Raw genomic sequence first — 17,935 nt, 5'->3', positions numbered from 1 at the left:
CGCGTCCCCTTCGCCGCCTCGCCTCACTCGGCATTCATGATGTCGTCCCAATGGCGGCGGCAATAGGAAACGTACTTGTCATTGCCGCCGATTTCCACCTGCGCGCCGGATTTTGCCACCGCGCCGTCGGCGCCGAGCCGGACGACCATCGTCGCCTTGCGGCCGCAATGGCAGATGGTGCGCACCTCACGCATTTCGTCGGCGATGGCGAGCAGCGCCTTCGAGCCGGGAAACAGCTTGCCCTGGAAATCCGTGCGCAGGCCATAGGCCATGACGGGAATGGAGAGCCGGTCGGCGACGCGGGCGAGCTGCCAGACCTGCTCTTCGGAGAGGAACTGCGCCTCATCGACGAAGACGCAGGCGATCTCACCCCCGCCGTCGCCGTTGAGCGCCTCGATATGGCGATAGAGATCGTCCGTATGGTCGAAGGCGATGGCATCGGAGGTCAGCCCGATCCGCGAGGAGATGCGACCCTGCCCCGCACGGTCGTCGAAGGAGGCGATGAAGATCGCCGTGCGCATGCCGCGTTCCTGGTAGTTGTAGGACGCCTGCAACAGCAGCGTCGACTTGCCCGCGTTCATCGTCGCGTAACTGAAATAGAGCTTGGCCATGATTTTCTCCGTCCCCGCGTCATGACGCGGGAAAGGCCGTTTTTCCAGCCGGAAAGGGCGGAAAACCACAGAAATCCGCGCGGCCCGTCCTTTGCGACATCCATGTGCAAAATTGCGAACCGGCGTGAAATTAATTGGACCAATCAGGGCCTTCCGGCTACGCCAAGGTGCTTGAAAGCATATCGTTTTGATGATTGGCTAAACCACCAGTTATAAGGGGAGCAATAAAATGAAGACTGCATCACCATTGAAGACCCTGCTTGCCGCCGCCGTTTCCGTCGTCGCACTCGGCGTTGCCGGCGCGTCTGCCGCCGAAGCCGAAAGCTGCGGCAAGGTCCGGTTCTCGGATGTCGGCTGGACGGACGTGACCTCCACGACCGCGACCGCAAGCGTCATCCTGAAGGGCCTCGGCTACGAGACGGAAGTCACCGTTCTCTCGGTTCCCGTCACCTACACCTCGCTCAGCAACAAGGACATCGACGTCTTCCTCGGCAACTGGATGCCGACCCAGGAAGCCGACATCAAGCCGTTCCGCGACGACGGCTCGGTCGAGACCGTGCGCGAAAACCTCGAGGGCGCGAAATACACGCTCGCGACCAATGCCAAGGGCGCTGAACTCGGCATCAAGGATTTCGCCGACATCGCCAAGCAGAAGGATGCGCTGGGCTCCAAGATCTACGGCATCGAACCAGGCAATGACGGCAACCGCCTGATCATCGACATGGTCTCGGGCAACAAGTTCGGCCTGACCGGCTTCGAAGTCGTCGAATCCTCCGAACAGGGCATGCTGGCCGAAGTCGCCCGCGCGCAGGGCGACGGCTCGCCGATCGTCTTCCTCGGCTGGGAACCCCATCCGATGAACGCCAATTTCAAGCTGACCTATCTGACCGGCGGCGACGAGATCTTCGGCCCCAACTTCGGCGGCGCGACGGTCTATACCAACGTTCGCAAGGGCTACACGACCGAGTGCCCGAATGTCGGCAAATTCCTGCAGAACCTCAAGTTCTCGCTGGAAATGGAAAACCAGGTCATGGGCAAGATCCTGAACGACGGTCAGGATCCGGAGGCCGCAGCGACCGACTGGATCAAGGCGAACCCGGCCGCCATCGAGCCGTGGCTGTCAGGCGTGACCACCAAGGACGGCAGCGGCGAAGCCCTGCCGGCGGTCAAAACCGCGCTTGGTCTCTAACAGGCAAGAATAGGGCGGGAAGGAAACTTTCCCGCCCTTCTTCTCTCCGGATAGTGCACCTCCAGCAAACGTGCCCGGACGGTTCGTTGTCCGGAATTGCGAATGGCTTGTTGCATATCGTCAACCTCCAGACTGGGGCTCGCTGCCGTGGATTGGCTCACCGTCTCTAAAATTCCGATCGGTCCGATCGCCAAGGAAGCCGTCAGCTGGCTGACGACGAATGGCAAGGGCCTGTTCGATTTCCTGAAAGTCTTCCTGCAGGCCGGCATCGATGCCGTGCTCTTCCTGCTGCAAGGCCCCTTCTCCTCCGCCGGCGGCAAGTTCGGTTATGCCATCGCCCTCATCGTGCTCGTCACGGGCGCCAGCTGGCATTTCCGCCGCTCGATCGGCGTCGCCGTCTTCACCTTTCTCGGCCTGCTGCTCATCGTGAATCAGGGCTACTGGAAGGAAACGACGGAAACGCTGGCGCTCGTGCTCGCGGCCACCGGCGTCAGCATGGTCGTCGGCATCCCGCTCGGCATCGCCGCCGCGCGTCGCCCCTGGTTCTATTCGATCCTGCGGCCCGCGCTCGACCTGATGCAGACGATCCCGACCTTCGTCTACCTGATCCCGGCGCTCATTCTCTTCGGTCTCGGCATGGTGCCCGGCCTGATCGCCACCGTGATCTTCGCGATCCCCGCGCCGATCCGCCTCACCCGCCTCGGCATCATCTCGACGCCGCCGTCGCTGGTCGAAGCCGCCCAGGCTTTTGGCGCGACGCCGAGCCAGGTGCTGCGCAAGGTCGAGCTGCCCTTCGCCACACCGCAGATCATGGCCGGTCTCACCCAGACCATCATGCTCTCGCTGTCGATGGTGGTCATCGCCGCCCTCGTCGGCGCCAAGGGTCTTGGCGTTCCCGTGGTGCGCGCGCTCAACACCGTGAACATCTCCATGGGCTTCGAGGCCGGCCTCTGTATCGTTATCCTGGCGATCATCCTCGACCGCCTCTTCCGCTCTTCCGATGATGGAGACGCATGATGACCGAATCCGTCGTCTTCAAGAACGTCTCCATCATCTTCGGCGACAATCCGCAAAGGGCGCTTGCGCTCGCCGATGCCGGCAAATCGCGTGACGAGATCGGCGCGGAAACCGGCCTCGTGCTCGGCGTTGCGGACGCCACGCTGTCGATCACCGAGGGCGAGATCCTCGTGCTGATGGGCCTGTCGGGCTCCGGCAAGTCGACGCTGCTGCGCGCCGTCAACGGGCTTGCCCCCGTGGTGCGCGGCGAGGTGCAGGTGAAAGCCGGCAGCAGCTTCGTCAATCCCTATGCGACCACGCCGAAAGCACTGCGCGACTTCCGCATGCACACCGTCTCCATGGTGTTCCAGCAGTTCGCGCTCCTGCCCTGGCGCACGGTCGCCGACAATGTCGGCTTCGGCCTCGAATTGGCCAATGTGCCCGAGGCCGAGCGCAAGGCGCGTGTCGCCGAACAGCTGGAACTCGTCAATCTCGGCAAGTGGGCGAACCGCAAGGTCAACGAACTCTCGGGCGGCATGCAGCAGCGCGTCGGCCTCGCCCGCGCCTTCGCGACGGGCGCACCGATCCTCTTGATGGACGAACCGTTCTCGGCGCTCGATCCGCTGATCCGCACGCGTCTTCAGGACGAGCTCCTGGAGTTCCAGCGCCGGCTGAAGAAGACCATCATCTTCGTCAGCCACGATCTCGACGAGGCCTTCCGCATCGGCAACCGCATCGCCATCATGGAAGGCGGGCGCATCATCCAGTGCGGCACGCCGCAGGAGATCGTGAAGAACCCGGCCAACCAGTATGTCGCGGATTTCGTGCAGAACATGAACCCGATCAACATGCTGACCGCCGCCGACGTCATGCAGCACGGCGCCTCCGCCAATGGCGGCGTGACGGCGACGGCGACCGCCCAGACCCCGCTCGTCGACATCCTTGACGCCATGTCGCGCACGCCCGGCAATGTCGGCGTGGTCGACAATGGCACGGTCATCGGCACGATCAACGCACAGGATATCGTGAACGGACTGACGCGGCACCGCCGCCGCGGCTGACAGCCCACCCCAATCGGATTAGATAAGGCAGCGCCTCGAAACGGGCGCTGCCTTTTTCATTGCGAAGACCGGGAGAACGAGATGAGCGAGAAGGACAAGCCGAGCGTGCTGCGCGAAACAGACGACGAGGCGCGCCGCCTCGCCCGCACCCTGCTGCGCTCCGCCCGCAGCTGCGCGCTCGCCGTGCTCGAGCCGGAAACCGGCATGCCCTTCGCCAGCCGCACGCTGACCGGCACCGACACGGACGGCACGCCCGTCATCCTCGTCTCGGCACTGTCCGTGCATACGCAGGCGCTGCGCGCCGACCCGCGCGCTTCGCTGCTGGCCGGCGAGCCCGGCAAGGGCGATCCGCTCGCCCATCCGCGCCTTACCGTGATCTGCGAAGCCGAAGAGGTCGCTCGCGACAGCGACGCCCATGCGGCACTGCGCGAACGCTTCGTGCGCCGCCACCCCAAGGCAAAGCTCTATGTCGATTTCCCCGACTTCGCCTTCTTCCGCCTCGTGCCGCTGCGCGCCCATCTCAACGGCGGCTTCGGCAAGGCTTTTATTCTGACGGCCGAGGACCTGCTGATTCGCTCCGCCGCCCGCGGCGCACTCGCCGAAATGGAGACCGGCGCCATCGAGCACATGAACAGCGATCACGCGGAAGCCGCCGGCATCTATGCCCGCCACTATTGCGGCGCCAAGGATGGCGACTGGATCATCGTCGGTCTCGATGCGGCGGGAATAGACCTTGCAAGCGGCGACAAACTGAAGCGGCTGGAATATTCACGCGAACTTGATCAGGCCTCGGAACTGCGCGGCGAGCTTGCGCGTTTGCTTCGCGAAACAAGGGCAGCGAACTGATAGATCAGGCGTTTCCGATCCGTCCAGCTGGACGCTTTCGGTGTCGAGAACGGGCCATCTATCGCTATGCGTGCGCCCTACCCCCATTTCTTGCTCTTGATGGGGGAGGTTTTGTTTATATGCTAACAAGCGCATTCACATAAAATCACATGATTTGAAGCGGAAACGCCCAAAGGAGTTTCAGATGGACAAAATTTCAGACGCAGAACATGCGCAGGCCGAAGTTGCATCCGACTTTCTTTCCGCCATGGCGAACCCCAAGCGTCTCCTGATCCTGAAAGTTCTGGTCGAGGGCGAGATCGCCGTCGGCGCGCTCGCCGGCCAGGTCGGCCTCAGCCAGTCGGCGCTCTCGCAGCACCTGTCGAAGCTGCGTGCGCAGAATCTGGTGACCACCCGCCGTGACGCCCAGACGATCTACTATTCCAGCAAATCGGATGCCGTGTTGACCGTGCTTGCCGCGCTCGACCGCATCTACAAGGCCCCCGGCAACGGCGCTTCGGAAAAGAAACTCCGCATCGCCTGAACGACCCGAGCCTGTCGATCGACAACGCCCCGGATCGCCTTCCGGGGCGTTTTGTTTTGGCACGTTACGTTGCGCGGCATTCCGGAAGCGGGCTAAGACACCGGACAAAGCCGACCGGCTGCACGCAATTTTTGGAGCAAGACTTTGCGCAAATCCCGCAGCGAGATGGACGCGCTCATCAGCGACATCGTCAACGAACCGAAACGGGACAACAGCGCCTATCTGGCCGCCATTGCTGAAGCACGGGACGCGATCGCGAAGGCGGAGGCGCATTTCGGCGTGCCCGTCAAAATGACGACCAAGACCAAGGCAAAAGCCAACGGCAAATTCGTGGTGAAACTGATTTTCGAGAAGGCCGACTGAGCCCGCAAAAAGCGCCCCGACCGGCCGGCGAACATCGCTTGACGCTCTTGGGCGTCTTGATAATTTGACCATCGGGTAAAAATCACCGTCCGGGCTGGCCCGGCATTCCAAACACCATGGAGAGACCGCATGTCCAACCGCCTCAACACACCCAACGATCTGCGCGCCTTCTGGATGCCGTTCACGGCCAACCGGCAGTTCAAGAAGGAACCGCGGCTCTTCGTCGGCGCCAAGGACATGTACTACACGACCCATGACGGCCGTCAGGTGCTGGACGGCACGGCGGGCCTCTGGTGCGTCAATGCCGGTCACTGTCGCCCGAAGATCACCGAGGCGATCCGCGAACAGGCGGGCGAGCTCGACTATGCGCCCGCCTTCCAGCTCGGCCATCCCAAGGCCTTCGAGCTTGCCAACCGCCTCGTCGATATCGCGCCCGAGGGCATGAACCACGTGCTCTACACCAATTCCGGCTCGGAATCGGTCGAGACCGCGCTGAAGGTGGCGCTCGCCTATCACCGCGCCAAGGGCGACGGCTCGCGCTTCCGCCTGGTCGGCCGCGAGCGTGGCTATCACGGTGTCAATTTCGGCGGCATCTCCGTCGGCGGCATCGTCTCGAACCGCAAGATGTTCGGCACGCTTCTGACCGGCGTCGACCACATGCCGCACACGCATTTCCCGGACAAGAACGCGTTTTCGCGCGGCGAGCCGGAGCATGGCGGCGACATCGCCAGCGAATTGCAGCGCATCATCACGCTGCATGACGCCTCCACCATCGCCGCCGTCATCGTCGAGCCGGTCGCCGGCTCCACCGGCGTGCTCATCCCGCCGAAAGGCTATCTCCAGAAGCTGCGCGAAATCTGCACGCAGCACGGCATCCTCCTGATCTTCGACGAAGTCATCACCGGTTTCGGCCGCCTCGGCGCCCCCTTCGCCGCACAGTATTTCGATGTGAAGCCCGACATCATCACCACCGCCAAAGGCCTGACCAACGGCGTGATCCCGATGGGCGCCGTCTTCGTGACGTCGGAAATCCACGACACGTTCATGAACGGCCCGGAGCACATGATCGAGTTCTTCCACGGCTATACCTATTCCGGCAACCCGATCGCCTGCGCCGCCGCACTCGGCACGCTCGACACCTACAAGGAAGAAGGCCTGCTCACCCGTGCCGCCGAACTCGCTTCCTATTGGGAAGACGGCCTGCATTCGCTGAAGGATTGCCCCAATGTCATCGACATCAGAAATGTCGGCCTGATCGGCGCGGTCGAGCTTTCGCCGATCGCCGGCGAGCCGACCAAGCGCGCCTTCAACGCCTTCCTCAAGGCCTATGAGAAGGGCCTGCTGATCCGCACGACGGGCGACATCATCGCGCTGTCTCCGCCACTGATCATCGAGAAGCATGAGATCGACGAGTTGTTCGGCAAGCTGCGCGAAGTCCTGCAGAACAACATCTGATCCGATATTTCAGGACCAGGGAAATGGCGGCTTCGGCCGCCATTTTCGTTTGCGCAATCAAAGCCGGCGCAGACGGCCGGAATAGTGTACGACCGTGCTGATGCCGGGCAAGGCGATGGGCACATCGAAGCAGAAATCCTCATCCTCCGCCCATTCCCGCGCCTCGCTTCTCGGCGCAAGCCAAAGCGGCATGGGAACACCGAAGACGAACCAGCCGCGCATCACCATCGTCAGGCCGTGTTCATCGCATGGCAGATCGAAGGAAAACCGCATCGGGCCGAAGCGTTCGACAAGGCGCGTACCGGACTGGCTGAGTTCGCTTGAAAAGCACTTGCCGGCAAAATCCCGCGTCCAGCGCTCCACCCCGTCGCGTTCCTCGAAAGCGACGTGCAGATCATGTTCACCCTCCGGCGGAAAGCGCATGACCGCGCAGACCAGCCGGGCCAGCAGCGAGCGGCCGCGCCGGACCCGCCCGCGCCCGGCAGCGCCGCCATCGCCGATGACATCATGCATGCCGCGGACCGGCTCCGGCAGACGATCGTAATCCGGGCCGATCACGCGCCGATAGAGCGGCACATAGGGCCTGTCCTCCACCACATGGGCAATCGCCAGCCGCGAAAAATGCGGTTCGAAATCCTCCAGTGCAACCGCGCCCGCCGCATGGCGTGACCCCGGCGCGAGCGTGCCCGCGGCAATGGCATTGGCCAAAACATGGGCGGCAATAGTCGGGATTTCCGGACCGTCTCCCTCTTCGGCAATCAGCGTCCAGCGCCGCACCCGCGCGCCATCCGCGCCCCATCCCTTCACTTCGATCGCCATGGCAGAGCGATCCGAGCCGAAACGCGCGCTCAGGCCTTGTAGCGGCAGCAGCCATTTCGCGAAGGGCGACAGCGTTGCGAGCCAGTGCCATTTTACCGGCCAACTGAGCAGCCAGAGTGTAAGAAGCTGAAACGCGAATTCCGGCCCCGCGCGAAAAATCGTCGCCGGGCGGCCGGGAACGGTTTCCGGCACGATCGTATGATCCGGCACATCGGCAAGCGCCACCAGCCGGCGGATCGGCTTGCGGCCTGGCACCTCGAAACGCTCCCGCCGCAGCCGGTGCCAGCCGGTCTCCTCACGCCAGCGTCCGGCACGCCACAGGCGGAGCGGCTGGCCGACATAACTCAGGATCGCCGCAGCCACCGATACGCCCGCCGTCGCACGGTTCGAAGCGCTGATCGCCATCTCGATTGAGCGTACTTCAACCATATCCTTGCACAGCGCGGCAATGACCGCGCCGGAAAGGGCCGGAACGCTCGATCCGCCGGAGATGACAATGACGTTGGCCGCCCGCGCCGCCGCATCCAGCCGGGCGATGCCGCTGACGAAATCGCGGGCGTCGGCGAGATCGACATAGTGCACGCCGCAGGCGATGCAGGCTTCAACGACGCGATAGCTGCTGCCCTGAAACGGCCCGGCCGCATCGATCAGGAGAAAGGGACGATGCGCCGTGAGCACGGGTCGCAGGTCGCCGTTCCGGTCGGCCACCAGCGCCTGCGCCTGGGGCAATTCCGCCGCAAGGCGCTCGGCGGCTTCGCGATTGCGCCCAGCCACCAGCACCGCCCAGCCATCCGCCGCCAGCCGCCGGCAGAGACGAGCGCCGAACCCACCGTAACCGCCGAGAACGACGACGCTTCTCAAAGCACACGATCTGCATCGCCGGGCGACGGCACCCAGCAGGTTTCGCGCCGCCCGAAGATGCGGTAGCGATTGCGCGCCAGCCAGCGATAGGCGGGATGGCGCAGAAAGCGGGGAACGAACCGCAGCACGGCAATGGCCTTCCACGGCCAGCCGAGGCCGGCATAGATCGCCAGCACCGCGTCGCTGTCCTTCAGCACGGTATCGCCATCGACGATGATCAGGCTTTCCGGATTGGCCGGATCGATGCCGAAACGGCGGTAGAGCGCCGCGCCCGTGGCCTTCTGCATGGACGCGAGGCGGAAGCGGCGGGCGCGATCATGCCGCAGCACGAATTGCGCATTGGCCGAGCAGAGAATGCACTCTGCATCGAAAACGATGATCGGCCCCGCCTTGTCGTCTTGCATCATGCCGTCATCCTATTTCGGCGCTCCGGTGCTATCAACCGAATTCCCCCACAGCTGGCGCGCAAAACCCAGCGATCCGCGCTAGACTGGGACAATAGTCCGTGAAAGGAGATTCGATGCCGAGCCTCACCCGCATTGCCAATGCCGACCTTTCGGTCGAAGTCTCCTCGCTTGGCGCCGAAATGCAGTCGATCACCACGAGGGACGGCAAGGCCTGGCTCTGGAACGGCGACGCCGCCTTCTGGACCGGCCGCTCGCCGGTGCTCTTCCCCATCGTCGGCAAGGCGCCTGACGATACGCTCCTGATCGACGGGACGGCCTATGCGATGGCCCAGCACGGCTTTGCCCGGCGGCGGGAATTTGCGCTTGAGAGCACGACGGAAACCGCCTGCCGCTATGGGCTCGAAGCCTCCGATGAAACGCGGGCCATCTATCCCTTCGACTTCGGGCTTACCGTCGAGCACAGTCTCGACGGCCGGACGCTGACCGTGGCCTCCAAGGTGGAAAACCGCGGCGACACACCCATGCCCTTCGGCTTCGGCTATCATCCCGCCTTTCTCTGGCCGCTGCCCGGCGGCACGGGAAAACCGCACACCGTGACGCTCGACAATGCCGGCGAGCCGAAGCGCCAGCCGCTGGAAAAAGGATTGCTCTCGACAAGCCGCACGCCCTCCCCCTTCGACAGAGGGAGGCTGGTGCTGGCGCAGGATCAGTTCCTCGACGATGCCATGGTTTTTCCCGAGGGGGCGGGTGACGGCCTCACCTATGCCGCCGAAGGTGGCCCGGCCCTGAAATTCCGGTTCGACAACCTGCCGAACCTCGCGCTCTGGACAAAACCCGGCGCGCCCTTCCTTTGCATCGAACCCTGGCACGGCACAGCGGCGGAATTCGGCGGGTCGCGCGAATTGCGCGACCGTCCCTTCACGACGGTGCTTCTCCCCGGAGAAAGCCGCCGTTTCGCCTTCTCCGTCACCTTTCCCGGCTGATCGGCCTTTCTTCTCGCCGGGACGTCGCTAGAGTCTTTTGAAAAGGATTCGGGAGACATCGCCATGGCCGATTTGGAACGCTACATCGATCAGGGAACCGGCCGGGAGCCCGCCGACATCGTGCTCAAGGGCGGGCAATTCTTCGATCTCGTGACTGGCGAACTCGTCGCCTCGGACATCGCGATTTCAGGCGAGCGCATCGTCGGCACCTGCGGCCCCTATATCGGCCGCACGGAAATCGACATCACCGGCCGCATCGTCGTGCCCGGCTTCATCGATACCCATCTGCACATCGAATCCTCGCTGGTCACGCCGCATGAATTCGACCGCTGCGTGCTGCCCTATGGCGTGACGACCGTCATCTGCGATCCGCATGAGATCGCCAATGTGCTGGGCAGCGAAGGCATCGAATTCTTCCTGGACAGCGCGCTGGAAACCATCATGGACATCCGCGTGCAGCTGTCGAGCTGCGTGCCGGCGACGCATCTGGAGACCTCGGGCGCCGATCTTCCGATCGAGCGCCTCTTGCCCTTCCGCCACCATCCCAAGGTCATCGGCCTTGCCGAATTCATGAATTTTCCGGGTGTCATCCACAAGGATCCCGTCTGTCTCGCCAAGCTCGAGGCCTTTCAGGGCGGCCATATCGACGGCCACGCACCGCTTCTGCGCGGCAACGACCTCAACGGCTATCTCTCGGCCGGCATCCGCACCGAGCATGAATGCACGAGCGCCGAAGAGGCACTGGAGAAGATCCGCAAGGGCATGCACATTCTCGTGCGCGAGGGCTCCGTCTCCAAGGACCTGCACGCCCTGCTCCCCATCATCACCGAACGCCTCTCGCCCTTCATCGCGCTCTGCACGGATGACCGCAACCCGCTCGACATTGCCGAACAGGGCCATCTCGATTACATGATCCGCACCGCGATCGGCCACGGCCGCGCGCCGCTCGCCGTTTATCGCGCCGCTTCCATCTCCGCCGCCAAGGCTTTCGGCCTCAGCGATCGTGGTCTTGTCGCGCCCGGCTGGCGGGCCGACATCGTCGTCATCGACACGCTGGAAAACTGCAAGGCGGAGATGGTGTTCTCAGCCGGCCGCAAGGTGGACGACGCGCTCTTCGCCACCCGCAAATCCGTCGCCCCCGTCGGTCTCGACAGTGTGAAGGCGCGGCCGGTTAATGCCGCGCATTTCGCCGTGCCCGTCACTGACGGCGAAACACCCGTCATCGGCGTTCTGCCGGGCAAGATCATCACCGAGCACCGCCGCTATAGCCTGCCGGCGCGCGGCAATCAGACATCTGTCGATCTCGCGCAAGATATCATCAAGGTCGCCGTCATCGAACGCCACGGCAAGAATGGCAACCATGCCAATGGTTTCGTGCAGGGTTTCGGTTTGAAGAAAGGCGCCATCGCCTCGACCGTCGGCCATGACAGCCACAATATCTGCGTCGTCGGCGTGGACGAGGACGACATGGCGCGCGCCGCCAACCGGCTCGGCGAGATCAAGGGCGGCTTCGTGGTGGTGGAAGACGGCAAGGTCACGGGCGAGATCGCGCTCCCCGTCGCCGGCCTGATGAGCCTCGAGCCCTATGAGAGCGTGCGCGACACCCTGCACCATCTCCGCCAAGCCGCCTTCGCACTCGGCGCCACGCTGGAAGAACCCTTCCTCCAGCTCGCCTTCCTGCCGCTGCCCGTTATTCCGCATCTGAAGATTTCGGATCGGGGGATGGTGGATGTGGACAAGTTTGCGCTGATCGGGTGAGATCAACCCGCGCCGAAATCATTCTCGTCGATATCGAGATAGCGGCTCAGGACACGCACGACGACAAGTTGCGACGGCGTGGCACTATAAAAAAGGACGTAGTTTCCAACGAGGAAACTACGGATACCATCCGCTAGTTCAGAGCGTGATCGGCCTGCCTCGGGGTGGCTTGCGAGTTTTCGCGCAACGTCCGCAAACCGATCGAGAAGACGGTCCGCGGCTGTTTCGCTATCATCTGCGATGTATCCCCAGATCTGCAACAGGTCTTCTTCCGCCCGCGGAAGACGGACGACCTCACGCACGGCCGGCCTTTGCACGCTCCGCCCGTGCTCGCGCTTTAATCGAGTCCATGTTGAGCGGAGCGGCCGCGCCGCTTTCCAACCCTTCCTGAACAGCCTCCTTCAAGGCGGCAATCTTGGCTTCACGCTGCTTCTCGCGGTCTTCCAGCAGGCGCAGACCATCACGCAATACCTCACTCGCACTGGCATACCGACCGGTGGCGAGGAGATCACGCACGAAGGATTCATAGTGATTGCCGAGCGTATAGCTGGATGCCATGGTCAACCTCCGAAAATATCACTTTATGATACTATCGGCCGTCTAAACCCGCAACCTCACAGCCGAACGCAGGCCATATCCAGCCCATCCAGTTCGATAGCGCCGTTCTTGAGCTTCGCGCCAAAACCCGGCACCGGCAGTGGCTCACCGAGTTTCAGCGATTTCGCCGGCACGAATTCCGCCTTTTCCCGCGTCAGGTTGAAGACGAAGAGCAGCTTTTCGCCACCCTTTTCCCGGGTGAAGGCGAGGATGTCCTGGTTGGAATTCAAGAAGGCCATGTCGCCGTCGTGCAGCGCATCGTGCTCCCTGCGGAAGGCGAGCGTGGCGCGGTAGTGGTTGAGCACGGAACCGGCGATCTTTTCCTGCGTATCGACGGCATGGCGGGCGTGATCTTCCGGCACCGGCAGCCAGGGTTTGCCCGTGCTGAAGCCCGCATGGGCCTCGCTGTGGTTCCAGGGCATCGGCGTGCGGCACCCGTCGCGGCCCTTGAAGGCCGGCCAGAAGCGGATGCCGTAGGGGTCGCGCAGGTCCTCGAAGGCGAGATCCGCTTCGGTGAGGCCGAGTTCTTCGCCCTGGTAGAGGCAGATCGAGCCGCGCAGCGTGGAGAGCAGCGTGACAGCGAGCTTGGCGACGCGCTCGCGTTCCTCCGGCACCTGGATGAAGCGGCTGACATGGCGGTTCACGTCATGGTTGGAAAAGGCCCAGCAGACCCAGCCGTCCGTCACCGCGCGCTGGAAACTCTGCACGCATTTGCGCACATGCTCAGCGGTGAAATCCGGTCCCAGCAGGTCGAACGTGTAGCACATGTTGAGCTTGTCGCCGCCACCAGTGTATTCGGCGACCGTCTTCAGCGAGCGTGCACCGTCGCCCACCTCGCCAACCGTCATCCGGCCCTCGTATTCGTCCAGCAACGAGCGGAAACGCTTGAGGAAGGCGACGTTTTCCGGCTGCGTCTTGTCGTAGCGATGCGTCTGCATGCCGTAGGGGTTTACGTCGGGCGCATCGAGGCCGATGCCGTCGGGGTCCGGCTCGTGGGGCGGGTTGTCGCGCAGCTTCTTGTCGTGGAAATAGAAATTCACGGTATCCAACCGGAAGCCGTCCACGCCGCGGTCGAGCCAGAAGCGCACGGTCTTCAAAAGCGCGTCCTGCACATCCGGATTGTGGAAATTGAGGTCCGGCTGCGAAATCAGGAAGTTGTGCATGTAATATTGCTTGCGCACGCCGTCCCATTCCCAGCCCGGCCCGCCGAAGATCGACAGCCAGTTGTTCGGCGCCGTGCCATCCGGCTTCGGATCGGCCCAGACATACCAGTCGGCCTTGGGGTTCGTGCGGCTGGAGCGGCTCTCGACAAACCACGGATGCTGGTCGGAGGTATGCGAAATCACCTGGTCGATGATGATCTTGATGCCGAGCTTGTGGGCTTCCGCCAGCATCACATCGAAATCGGCGAGCGTGCCGAACATCGGATCGACATCGCAATAATCCGAGACGTCATAGCCCATGTCGCCCATCGGCGACTTGAAGAACGGCGAGAGCCAGATCGCGTCGACGCCGAGCGAGGCGATGTGCCCGAGCCGCCTGGTGATGCCGCGAAGATCCCCCATGCCGTCGCCGGTCGTGTCCTGAAACGAGCGCGGATAGACCTGGTAGATGACCGCGCCACGCCACCAGTCGTCGGCTTTCTTGGGGGACTTCGCCATGCGTTGCTGCTCCGTTTTCCAATGTGTCGTACGAAGATGTAACGCGGGGGCATGAGGGCGTAAACGGCCGGTGCCCTGATTTTTCGAAGGTTGACGAAGCAGGCCCGCGCCTGAATGATGCCGGCAAATTCCATAGAGAAGGTTGATCGCATGGCCGATGACGTCACCCTTTCCCCGCGCGAAGCAATCGAACTGGCGAAGACGGCGCTGATGCGTGTCGGCATGGCCGAACCGGCAGCGATCGCACTCGCGCAGGCAACCGTCGAGGCCGAGACGGCGGGCAAGCCAGCGGTCGGTTTCGCCCACCTGACAGACTATCTTAGAAGCCTCGTGGATGGCAGGATCGCCGGAAAGGCCGAACCACAGATCACGTCGCCGGTGCCGGCCATCCTGAAATGCGATGCAATGGGCGGGGTGGCGCAGCACGGCTTTTCGATTGCCCGGGAAGAGCTGGCCTCCAAGGCGAAAACCTTCGGCATCGCGGTCTTCACCGTCTGCAACAGCTATACGACCGGCGAACTCGGCTGGTATGCCGCAAGCCTCGCAACCGACGGCCTCGTCGCGATCGCCGCGACCAACAGCCACGCCGTGCTGGCCGGTGCGGGCAGCCGCACCCCGGTTTACGGCACCAACCCGCTCGCCTTTGCCGCGCCGCTGGAGGGGGGCGATATTCTGCTGATCGACCAGTCGTCGAGCGCCACGGCGCTGGTCAATGTCCGCGATGCGGCCGCCCGTGGGGTCGCCATCCCGGACGGCTGGGCCGTGGATCAGGACGGACAGCCGACGACCGATCCCTTCGCCGCCATGCAGGGCGCGCTCGTCGCCTTCGGCGGCAGCCGCGGTGCCAATATCGCCCTCATGGTCGAGGTGCTCGCCGCGGGCCTTGCAGGCGGCAACTGGTCGCTCGATGCCGCGGATTTCCAGGCGGGCGAGACATCGCCGGGGGTCGGACTCTTCGTGCTGGCGCTCTCGCCGCAGCTCTTTGCCGATCATTTTTCGGCCCGGCTTTCAGAGCAGGCCAGGCGGCTTTCGGCTGACTATAATGTCCACGTTCCCGGCCTGGACCGCGTGAAGCGACAGCGAACGGCGGAAACCGCAGGCATCCGCTTGCCCCGCCAACTCTTTGATAGTATTTCCTCTTTCCGGCGGAATTAGAAGCTTCCGGCGACCTGCGGTTCGCCGAAAGCTTTCTAGTTTCTTGTTTACGCATTGTCCGACGCCGAAGCGATGCCGCTTCGGCTGGAAATGCTCTAGCGGGGGATTTTCGATATGGCAGGACGGTTGCTCTCGATTGGCGAGTGCATGGTGGAACTGATGCAGGCCGAGGGCGGCCTGATGCGCAAGAGCTTCGCCGGCGACACGTTCAACACCGCCTATTATGCCCGCCAGTATCTGCCGGCCGATTGGCATGTCGATTATTTCTCCGCCATCGGCGTCGACAGGATTTCCGACGAGATGCGCGCCTTCATCGCCGGACACGGCATCGGCACGCAAACCATCGCCGGTATCGAAGGCCGCTCGCCCGGCCTCTATATGATCCATCTCGACAAGGGCGAGCGCAGCTTCTCCTACTGGCGCTCGGTTTCGGCCGCAAAGCTTCTGGCGCACGATGGCGACCGGCTGCGCGCCGCCATCGAAGCCTCCGATATCATCGTCTTCTCCGGCATCACGCTGGCGATCCTGCCGGCAGAGGATGTCGAGACATTGCTCGCGGAACTGCGCCGCGCAAAGGCTGCGGGAAAACGCGTCGTCTTCGATCCGAACATCCGCCCCCGCCTCTGGGACGATGCGGATTATATGCGTGCGACGATCACCGAGGGCGCGCGCGCCGCAACGCTCGTCATGCCGAGCCTCGACGACGAGACCACCCATTTCGGCGATGCCTCGCTGGAGGATACGATCGCCCGCTACCGCGCGCTGGGCGTGGATGGCTTGGTGGTGAAGGATGGCAGCAAGGGCGCGACGCTCGTCTTCGGCGACAGGCGCAGCCATGTGCCCTCCGCAGAGGTCGAAACGATCGTCGACACGACCAGCGCCGGCGACAGTTTCAACGGTGCATTCCTCGCCCACCTGGCGGTGCAGGATAACCCTGAGACGGCAGCCCGCTTCGCCGCCGATGTTGCCGCCGCCGTCATCCAGCACCACGGCGCGCTGGTGACGAAGGACAAGCTGCCGAAAGGCTGATTGATCGGATCGGCGCCAAAATCGATCGGCTGCGCGCCGACGCGGGCAGAAATCCATCCTAGTCTTCCCCTGCCTCTCATCGAAGACAGGAAAGATCCATGACATCGTCACGCTTCATCGCGGCGCTTGCCGCCACCCTCTCCCTTTGCCCGCTCACCGCGCAAGCGGCCGATTTCACCGTGACCAGCGAGGCCTTCGCCTCCGGCACGGTGCAGTCAGCGCAGTTCTCCGACATCATGGGCTGCACCGGCAAAAACCTCTCACCCGATATCCGCTGGTCGAACGCGCCGGAGGGCACCAAGAGCTTCGTCGTGACCGTCTATGACAAGGATGCGCCGACCGGCTCCGGCTGGTGGCACTGGGTGGTGATCGATCTGCCGGCCGATGCCGATTCGCTTGCCGCCGGTGCCGGCAATGGCAAGGCGAAGCTGCCCGATGGCGCGCGCATGACGCCGACGGATATGGGCGCGCCCGGTTTCCTCGGCGCCTGCCCGCCGGAAGGGCCGGAGCATGATTATACGATCACCGTGAAGGCGCTGGGCATCGACAAGCTGCCGGTGCCGGACAATGCCACGCCCGCCATGGTCGGCTTCGTCAGCAACATGAACGCGCTCGCCACGGCGACGATCTCGGCGAAGGGCAAGCGCTGAGCGCAGGCATCTTGCCCGGGCCTGTCGAAAACGGATAGGTTCGGGCGAGACATTGGATGGACCGGATGAACATCGCCATACGCCCCGATATCGGCGCTTCGGCCCGCATCGTGCAGTATAACCGGCTTCGCTATGCCAATATCCTGATCAACCGTCCGGTCCTGATCCTCGTCGAGCGCGGCACCAAAATCCTGCGCAACAACGAGGAGGAATGGGCCGTACCGGCAGGCGGCTGCATCGCGCTCGCCCAGGGCGAGACCTTCGACGTGATGAATATTGCCGAAGGCGAGCGGGCCTACGAAGCGCGCTGGATCGCCTTCGAGCCCGACACCGTCAGCGCCTTTGCCGGAAAATCGGGCCAGGGCCAGCCCTTCCCGCGCGCCTTTCCCGTCCTGTCTCCGCATGCGGAATTCTACGGCGCCTTTGCCGATTGCGCACAGGCGATCGTCGAACCCGGCGGCATTCCCGATGCGATCGCCCGTCACCGGCTGGGCGAACTCCTGCTCTGGCTCGATCTCGCCGGCGGGCGCTTCGCGCTGCCGCGGCCGGCCGGCTTCAGCGACCGCGTGCGCGATCTCCTCTCCACCGATCCCGCTCGCGACTGGGCCAGCGCGCGCCTGTGCGACGCCCTCGGCGTCAGCGAGGCAACGCTGCGGCGCAAGCTTGCGGCAGAGAAATGGTCGTTCCAGTCCTTGCTGATCGATGTGCGCATGTCGATCGCCATGCAGCTCCTGCAATCCACCGACATGTCCATCCTGCGCGTTGCGGAGGCAGTCGGCTACGAATCGCAATCGCGCTTCGCGGCGCGGTTTCGCGCACGCTTCGGCTTTGCGCCGAGCGCGATCCGCGGACACATCCGGCCCGATTCCTAGAGCATTTCTGGTGAACACTGGTTCACCAGAAATGCTCTAGTCTCTTGTTTTGCCGCATTATCCGACGCCGAAGCGACTTCGCTTCGGCTGGAAATGCTC

At 63.6% G+C, this 17,935-nt stretch carries 19 protein-coding genes; 13 read left to right on the top strand and 6 right to left on the bottom strand.

Features of this window, described 5'->3' with window-relative positions; all coding sequences use genetic code 11:
• Nucleotides 1-23: 23 nt before the first annotated feature.
• Nucleotides 24-611, bottom strand: coding sequence for a thymidine kinase (locus AC27VQ_RS09245; RefSeq protein ID WP_488716052.1), 588 nt, complete (start codon nucleotides 609-611; stop codon nucleotides 24-26).
• A gap of 229 nt (nucleotides 612-840) precedes the next feature.
• Between AC27VQ_RS09245 and AC27VQ_RS09240 the strand changes: the two genes are divergently transcribed.
• From AC27VQ_RS09240 to aptA, 7 genes are all read left to right on the top strand, one after another.
• Nucleotides 841-1,800, top strand: coding sequence for a choline ABC transporter substrate-binding protein (locus tag AC27VQ_RS09240; protein WP_488716051.1), 960 nt, complete (start codon nucleotides 841-843; stop codon nucleotides 1,798-1,800).
• A gap of 102 nt (nucleotides 1,801-1,902) precedes the next feature.
• Nucleotides 1,903-2,817, top strand: a complete 915-nt coding sequence (gene choW / locus AC27VQ_RS09235; protein WP_488716050.1) for a choline ABC transporter permease subunit — start codon at nucleotides 1,903-1,905, stop codon at nucleotides 2,815-2,817.
• On the top strand, nucleotides 2,817-3,857 hold the full coding sequence (gene choV, locus AC27VQ_RS09230; RefSeq protein ID WP_421591959.1) for a choline ABC transporter ATP-binding protein: 1,041 nt from the start codon (nucleotides 2,817-2,819) through the stop codon (nucleotides 3,855-3,857). The genes choW and choV overlap by 1 nt, the downstream gene beginning before the upstream one ends.
• Nucleotides 3,858-3,938: 81 nt before the next feature.
• Entirely contained in the window at nucleotides 3,939-4,703 is a 765-nt protein-coding gene (locus tag AC27VQ_RS09225; RefSeq protein ID WP_488716049.1) for a HugZ family pyridoxamine 5'-phosphate oxidase, read from the top strand.
• 184 nt (nucleotides 4,704-4,887) lie between these two features.
• Nucleotides 4,888-5,226, top strand: a complete 339-nt coding sequence (locus AC27VQ_RS09220; RefSeq protein WP_117366878.1) for an ArsR/SmtB family transcription factor — start codon at nucleotides 4,888-4,890, stop codon at nucleotides 5,224-5,226.
• Nucleotides 5,227-5,370: 144 nt separating this feature from the next.
• Complete coding sequence (locus tag AC27VQ_RS09215) at nucleotides 5,371-5,589, top strand: hypothetical protein (RefSeq protein WP_488716048.1); 219 nt, start codon at nucleotides 5,371-5,373, stop codon at nucleotides 5,587-5,589.
• A gap of 129 nt (nucleotides 5,590-5,718) precedes the next feature.
• Nucleotides 5,719-7,044 carry an omega-aminotransferase AptA gene (gene aptA, locus AC27VQ_RS09210; RefSeq protein ID WP_488716047.1) on the top strand — a complete coding sequence of 442 codons (1,326 nt, stop codon included), beginning with the start codon at nucleotides 5,719-5,721 and terminating at the stop codon, nucleotides 7,042-7,044.
• 57 nt (nucleotides 7,045-7,101) lie between these two features.
• Here aptA and AC27VQ_RS09205 read toward each other — a convergent pair whose 3' ends face one another.
• Together AC27VQ_RS09205 and AC27VQ_RS09200 are read right to left on the bottom strand one after the other, a co-directional pair.
• Nucleotides 7,102-8,724 carry a saccharopine dehydrogenase family protein gene (locus tag AC27VQ_RS09205; protein ID WP_488716046.1) on the bottom strand — a complete coding sequence of 541 codons (1,623 nt, stop codon included), beginning with the start codon at nucleotides 8,722-8,724 and terminating at the stop codon, nucleotides 7,102-7,104.
• Nucleotides 8,721-9,128 carry a thiol-disulfide oxidoreductase DCC family protein gene (locus tag AC27VQ_RS09200; RefSeq protein ID WP_488716166.1) on the bottom strand — a complete coding sequence of 136 codons (408 nt, stop codon included), beginning with the start codon at nucleotides 9,126-9,128 and terminating at the stop codon, nucleotides 8,721-8,723. The genes AC27VQ_RS09205 and AC27VQ_RS09200 overlap by 4 nt, the downstream gene beginning before the upstream one ends.
• A 116-nt stretch (nucleotides 9,129-9,244) precedes the next feature.
• Between AC27VQ_RS09200 and AC27VQ_RS09195 the strand changes: the two genes are divergently transcribed.
• Nucleotides 9,245-10,114 (top strand): aldose 1-epimerase family protein, encoded by an 870-nt coding sequence (locus AC27VQ_RS09195; protein WP_488716045.1) that lies wholly within the window; start codon nucleotides 9,245-9,247, stop codon nucleotides 10,112-10,114.
• 63 nt (nucleotides 10,115-10,177) lie between these two features.
• A complete protein-coding gene (ade, locus tag AC27VQ_RS09190) occupies nucleotides 10,178-11,872 on the top strand; it encodes an adenine deaminase (protein ID WP_488716044.1) in 1,695 nt (564 codons plus the stop codon).
• Nucleotides 11,873-11,874: 2 nt separating this feature from the next.
• Here ade and AC27VQ_RS09185 read toward each other — a convergent pair whose 3' ends face one another.
• The 3 genes from AC27VQ_RS09185 to bglA are packed head-to-tail and all read right to left on the bottom strand — an operon-like array spanning nucleotide 11,875 to nucleotide 14,130.
• Nucleotides 11,875-12,174: a type II toxin-antitoxin system RelE/ParE family toxin gene (locus tag AC27VQ_RS09185; RefSeq protein ID WP_488716043.1), complete on the bottom strand. Its 300-nt coding sequence runs from the start codon at nucleotides 12,172-12,174 to the stop codon at nucleotides 11,875-11,877.
• Nucleotides 12,167-12,430 (bottom strand): type II toxin-antitoxin system ParD family antitoxin, encoded by a 264-nt coding sequence (locus tag AC27VQ_RS09180; protein ID WP_488716042.1) that lies wholly within the window; start codon nucleotides 12,428-12,430, stop codon nucleotides 12,167-12,169. Before AC27VQ_RS09180 ends, AC27VQ_RS09185 begins: the two co-directional genes overlap by 8 nt.
• A gap of 56 nt (nucleotides 12,431-12,486) precedes the next feature.
• Nucleotides 12,487-14,130 (bottom strand): beta-galactosidase BglA, encoded by a 1,644-nt coding sequence (gene bglA, locus AC27VQ_RS09175; protein WP_488716041.1) that lies wholly within the window; start codon nucleotides 14,128-14,130, stop codon nucleotides 12,487-12,489.
• Nucleotides 14,131-14,280: 150 nt separating this feature from the next.
• On the opposite strand from bglA, the gene AC27VQ_RS09170 reads away from it, so the two are divergent.
• The 4 genes from AC27VQ_RS09170 (at nucleotide 14,281) to AC27VQ_RS09155 (ending at nucleotide 17,836) form a co-directional block, all read left to right on the top strand.
• Complete coding sequence (locus AC27VQ_RS09170; protein ID WP_488716040.1) at nucleotides 14,281-15,285, top strand: Ldh family oxidoreductase; 1,005 nt, start codon at nucleotides 14,281-14,283, stop codon at nucleotides 15,283-15,285.
• A 114-nt stretch (nucleotides 15,286-15,399) separates the two neighbouring features.
• On the top strand, nucleotides 15,400-16,314 hold the full coding sequence (locus AC27VQ_RS09165; protein ID WP_488716039.1) for a sugar kinase: 915 nt from the start codon (nucleotides 15,400-15,402) through the stop codon (nucleotides 16,312-16,314).
• A gap of 98 nt (nucleotides 16,315-16,412) precedes the next feature.
• Complete coding sequence (locus tag AC27VQ_RS09160; RefSeq protein ID WP_488716038.1) at nucleotides 16,413-16,964, top strand: YbhB/YbcL family Raf kinase inhibitor-like protein; 552 nt, start codon at nucleotides 16,413-16,415, stop codon at nucleotides 16,962-16,964.
• 65 nt (nucleotides 16,965-17,029) lie between these two features.
• Entirely contained in the window at nucleotides 17,030-17,836 is an 807-nt protein-coding gene (locus AC27VQ_RS09155; protein WP_488716037.1) for an AraC family transcriptional regulator, read from the top strand.
• Nucleotides 17,837-17,935: the final 99 nt, after the last annotated feature.

It is taken from the genome of Shinella sp. 20P9.1.1, assembly GCF_057798995.1.
The sequence above is the reverse complement of the archived record's forward strand: the minus strand, read 5'-3'. Positions and strand labels throughout refer to the sequence as shown.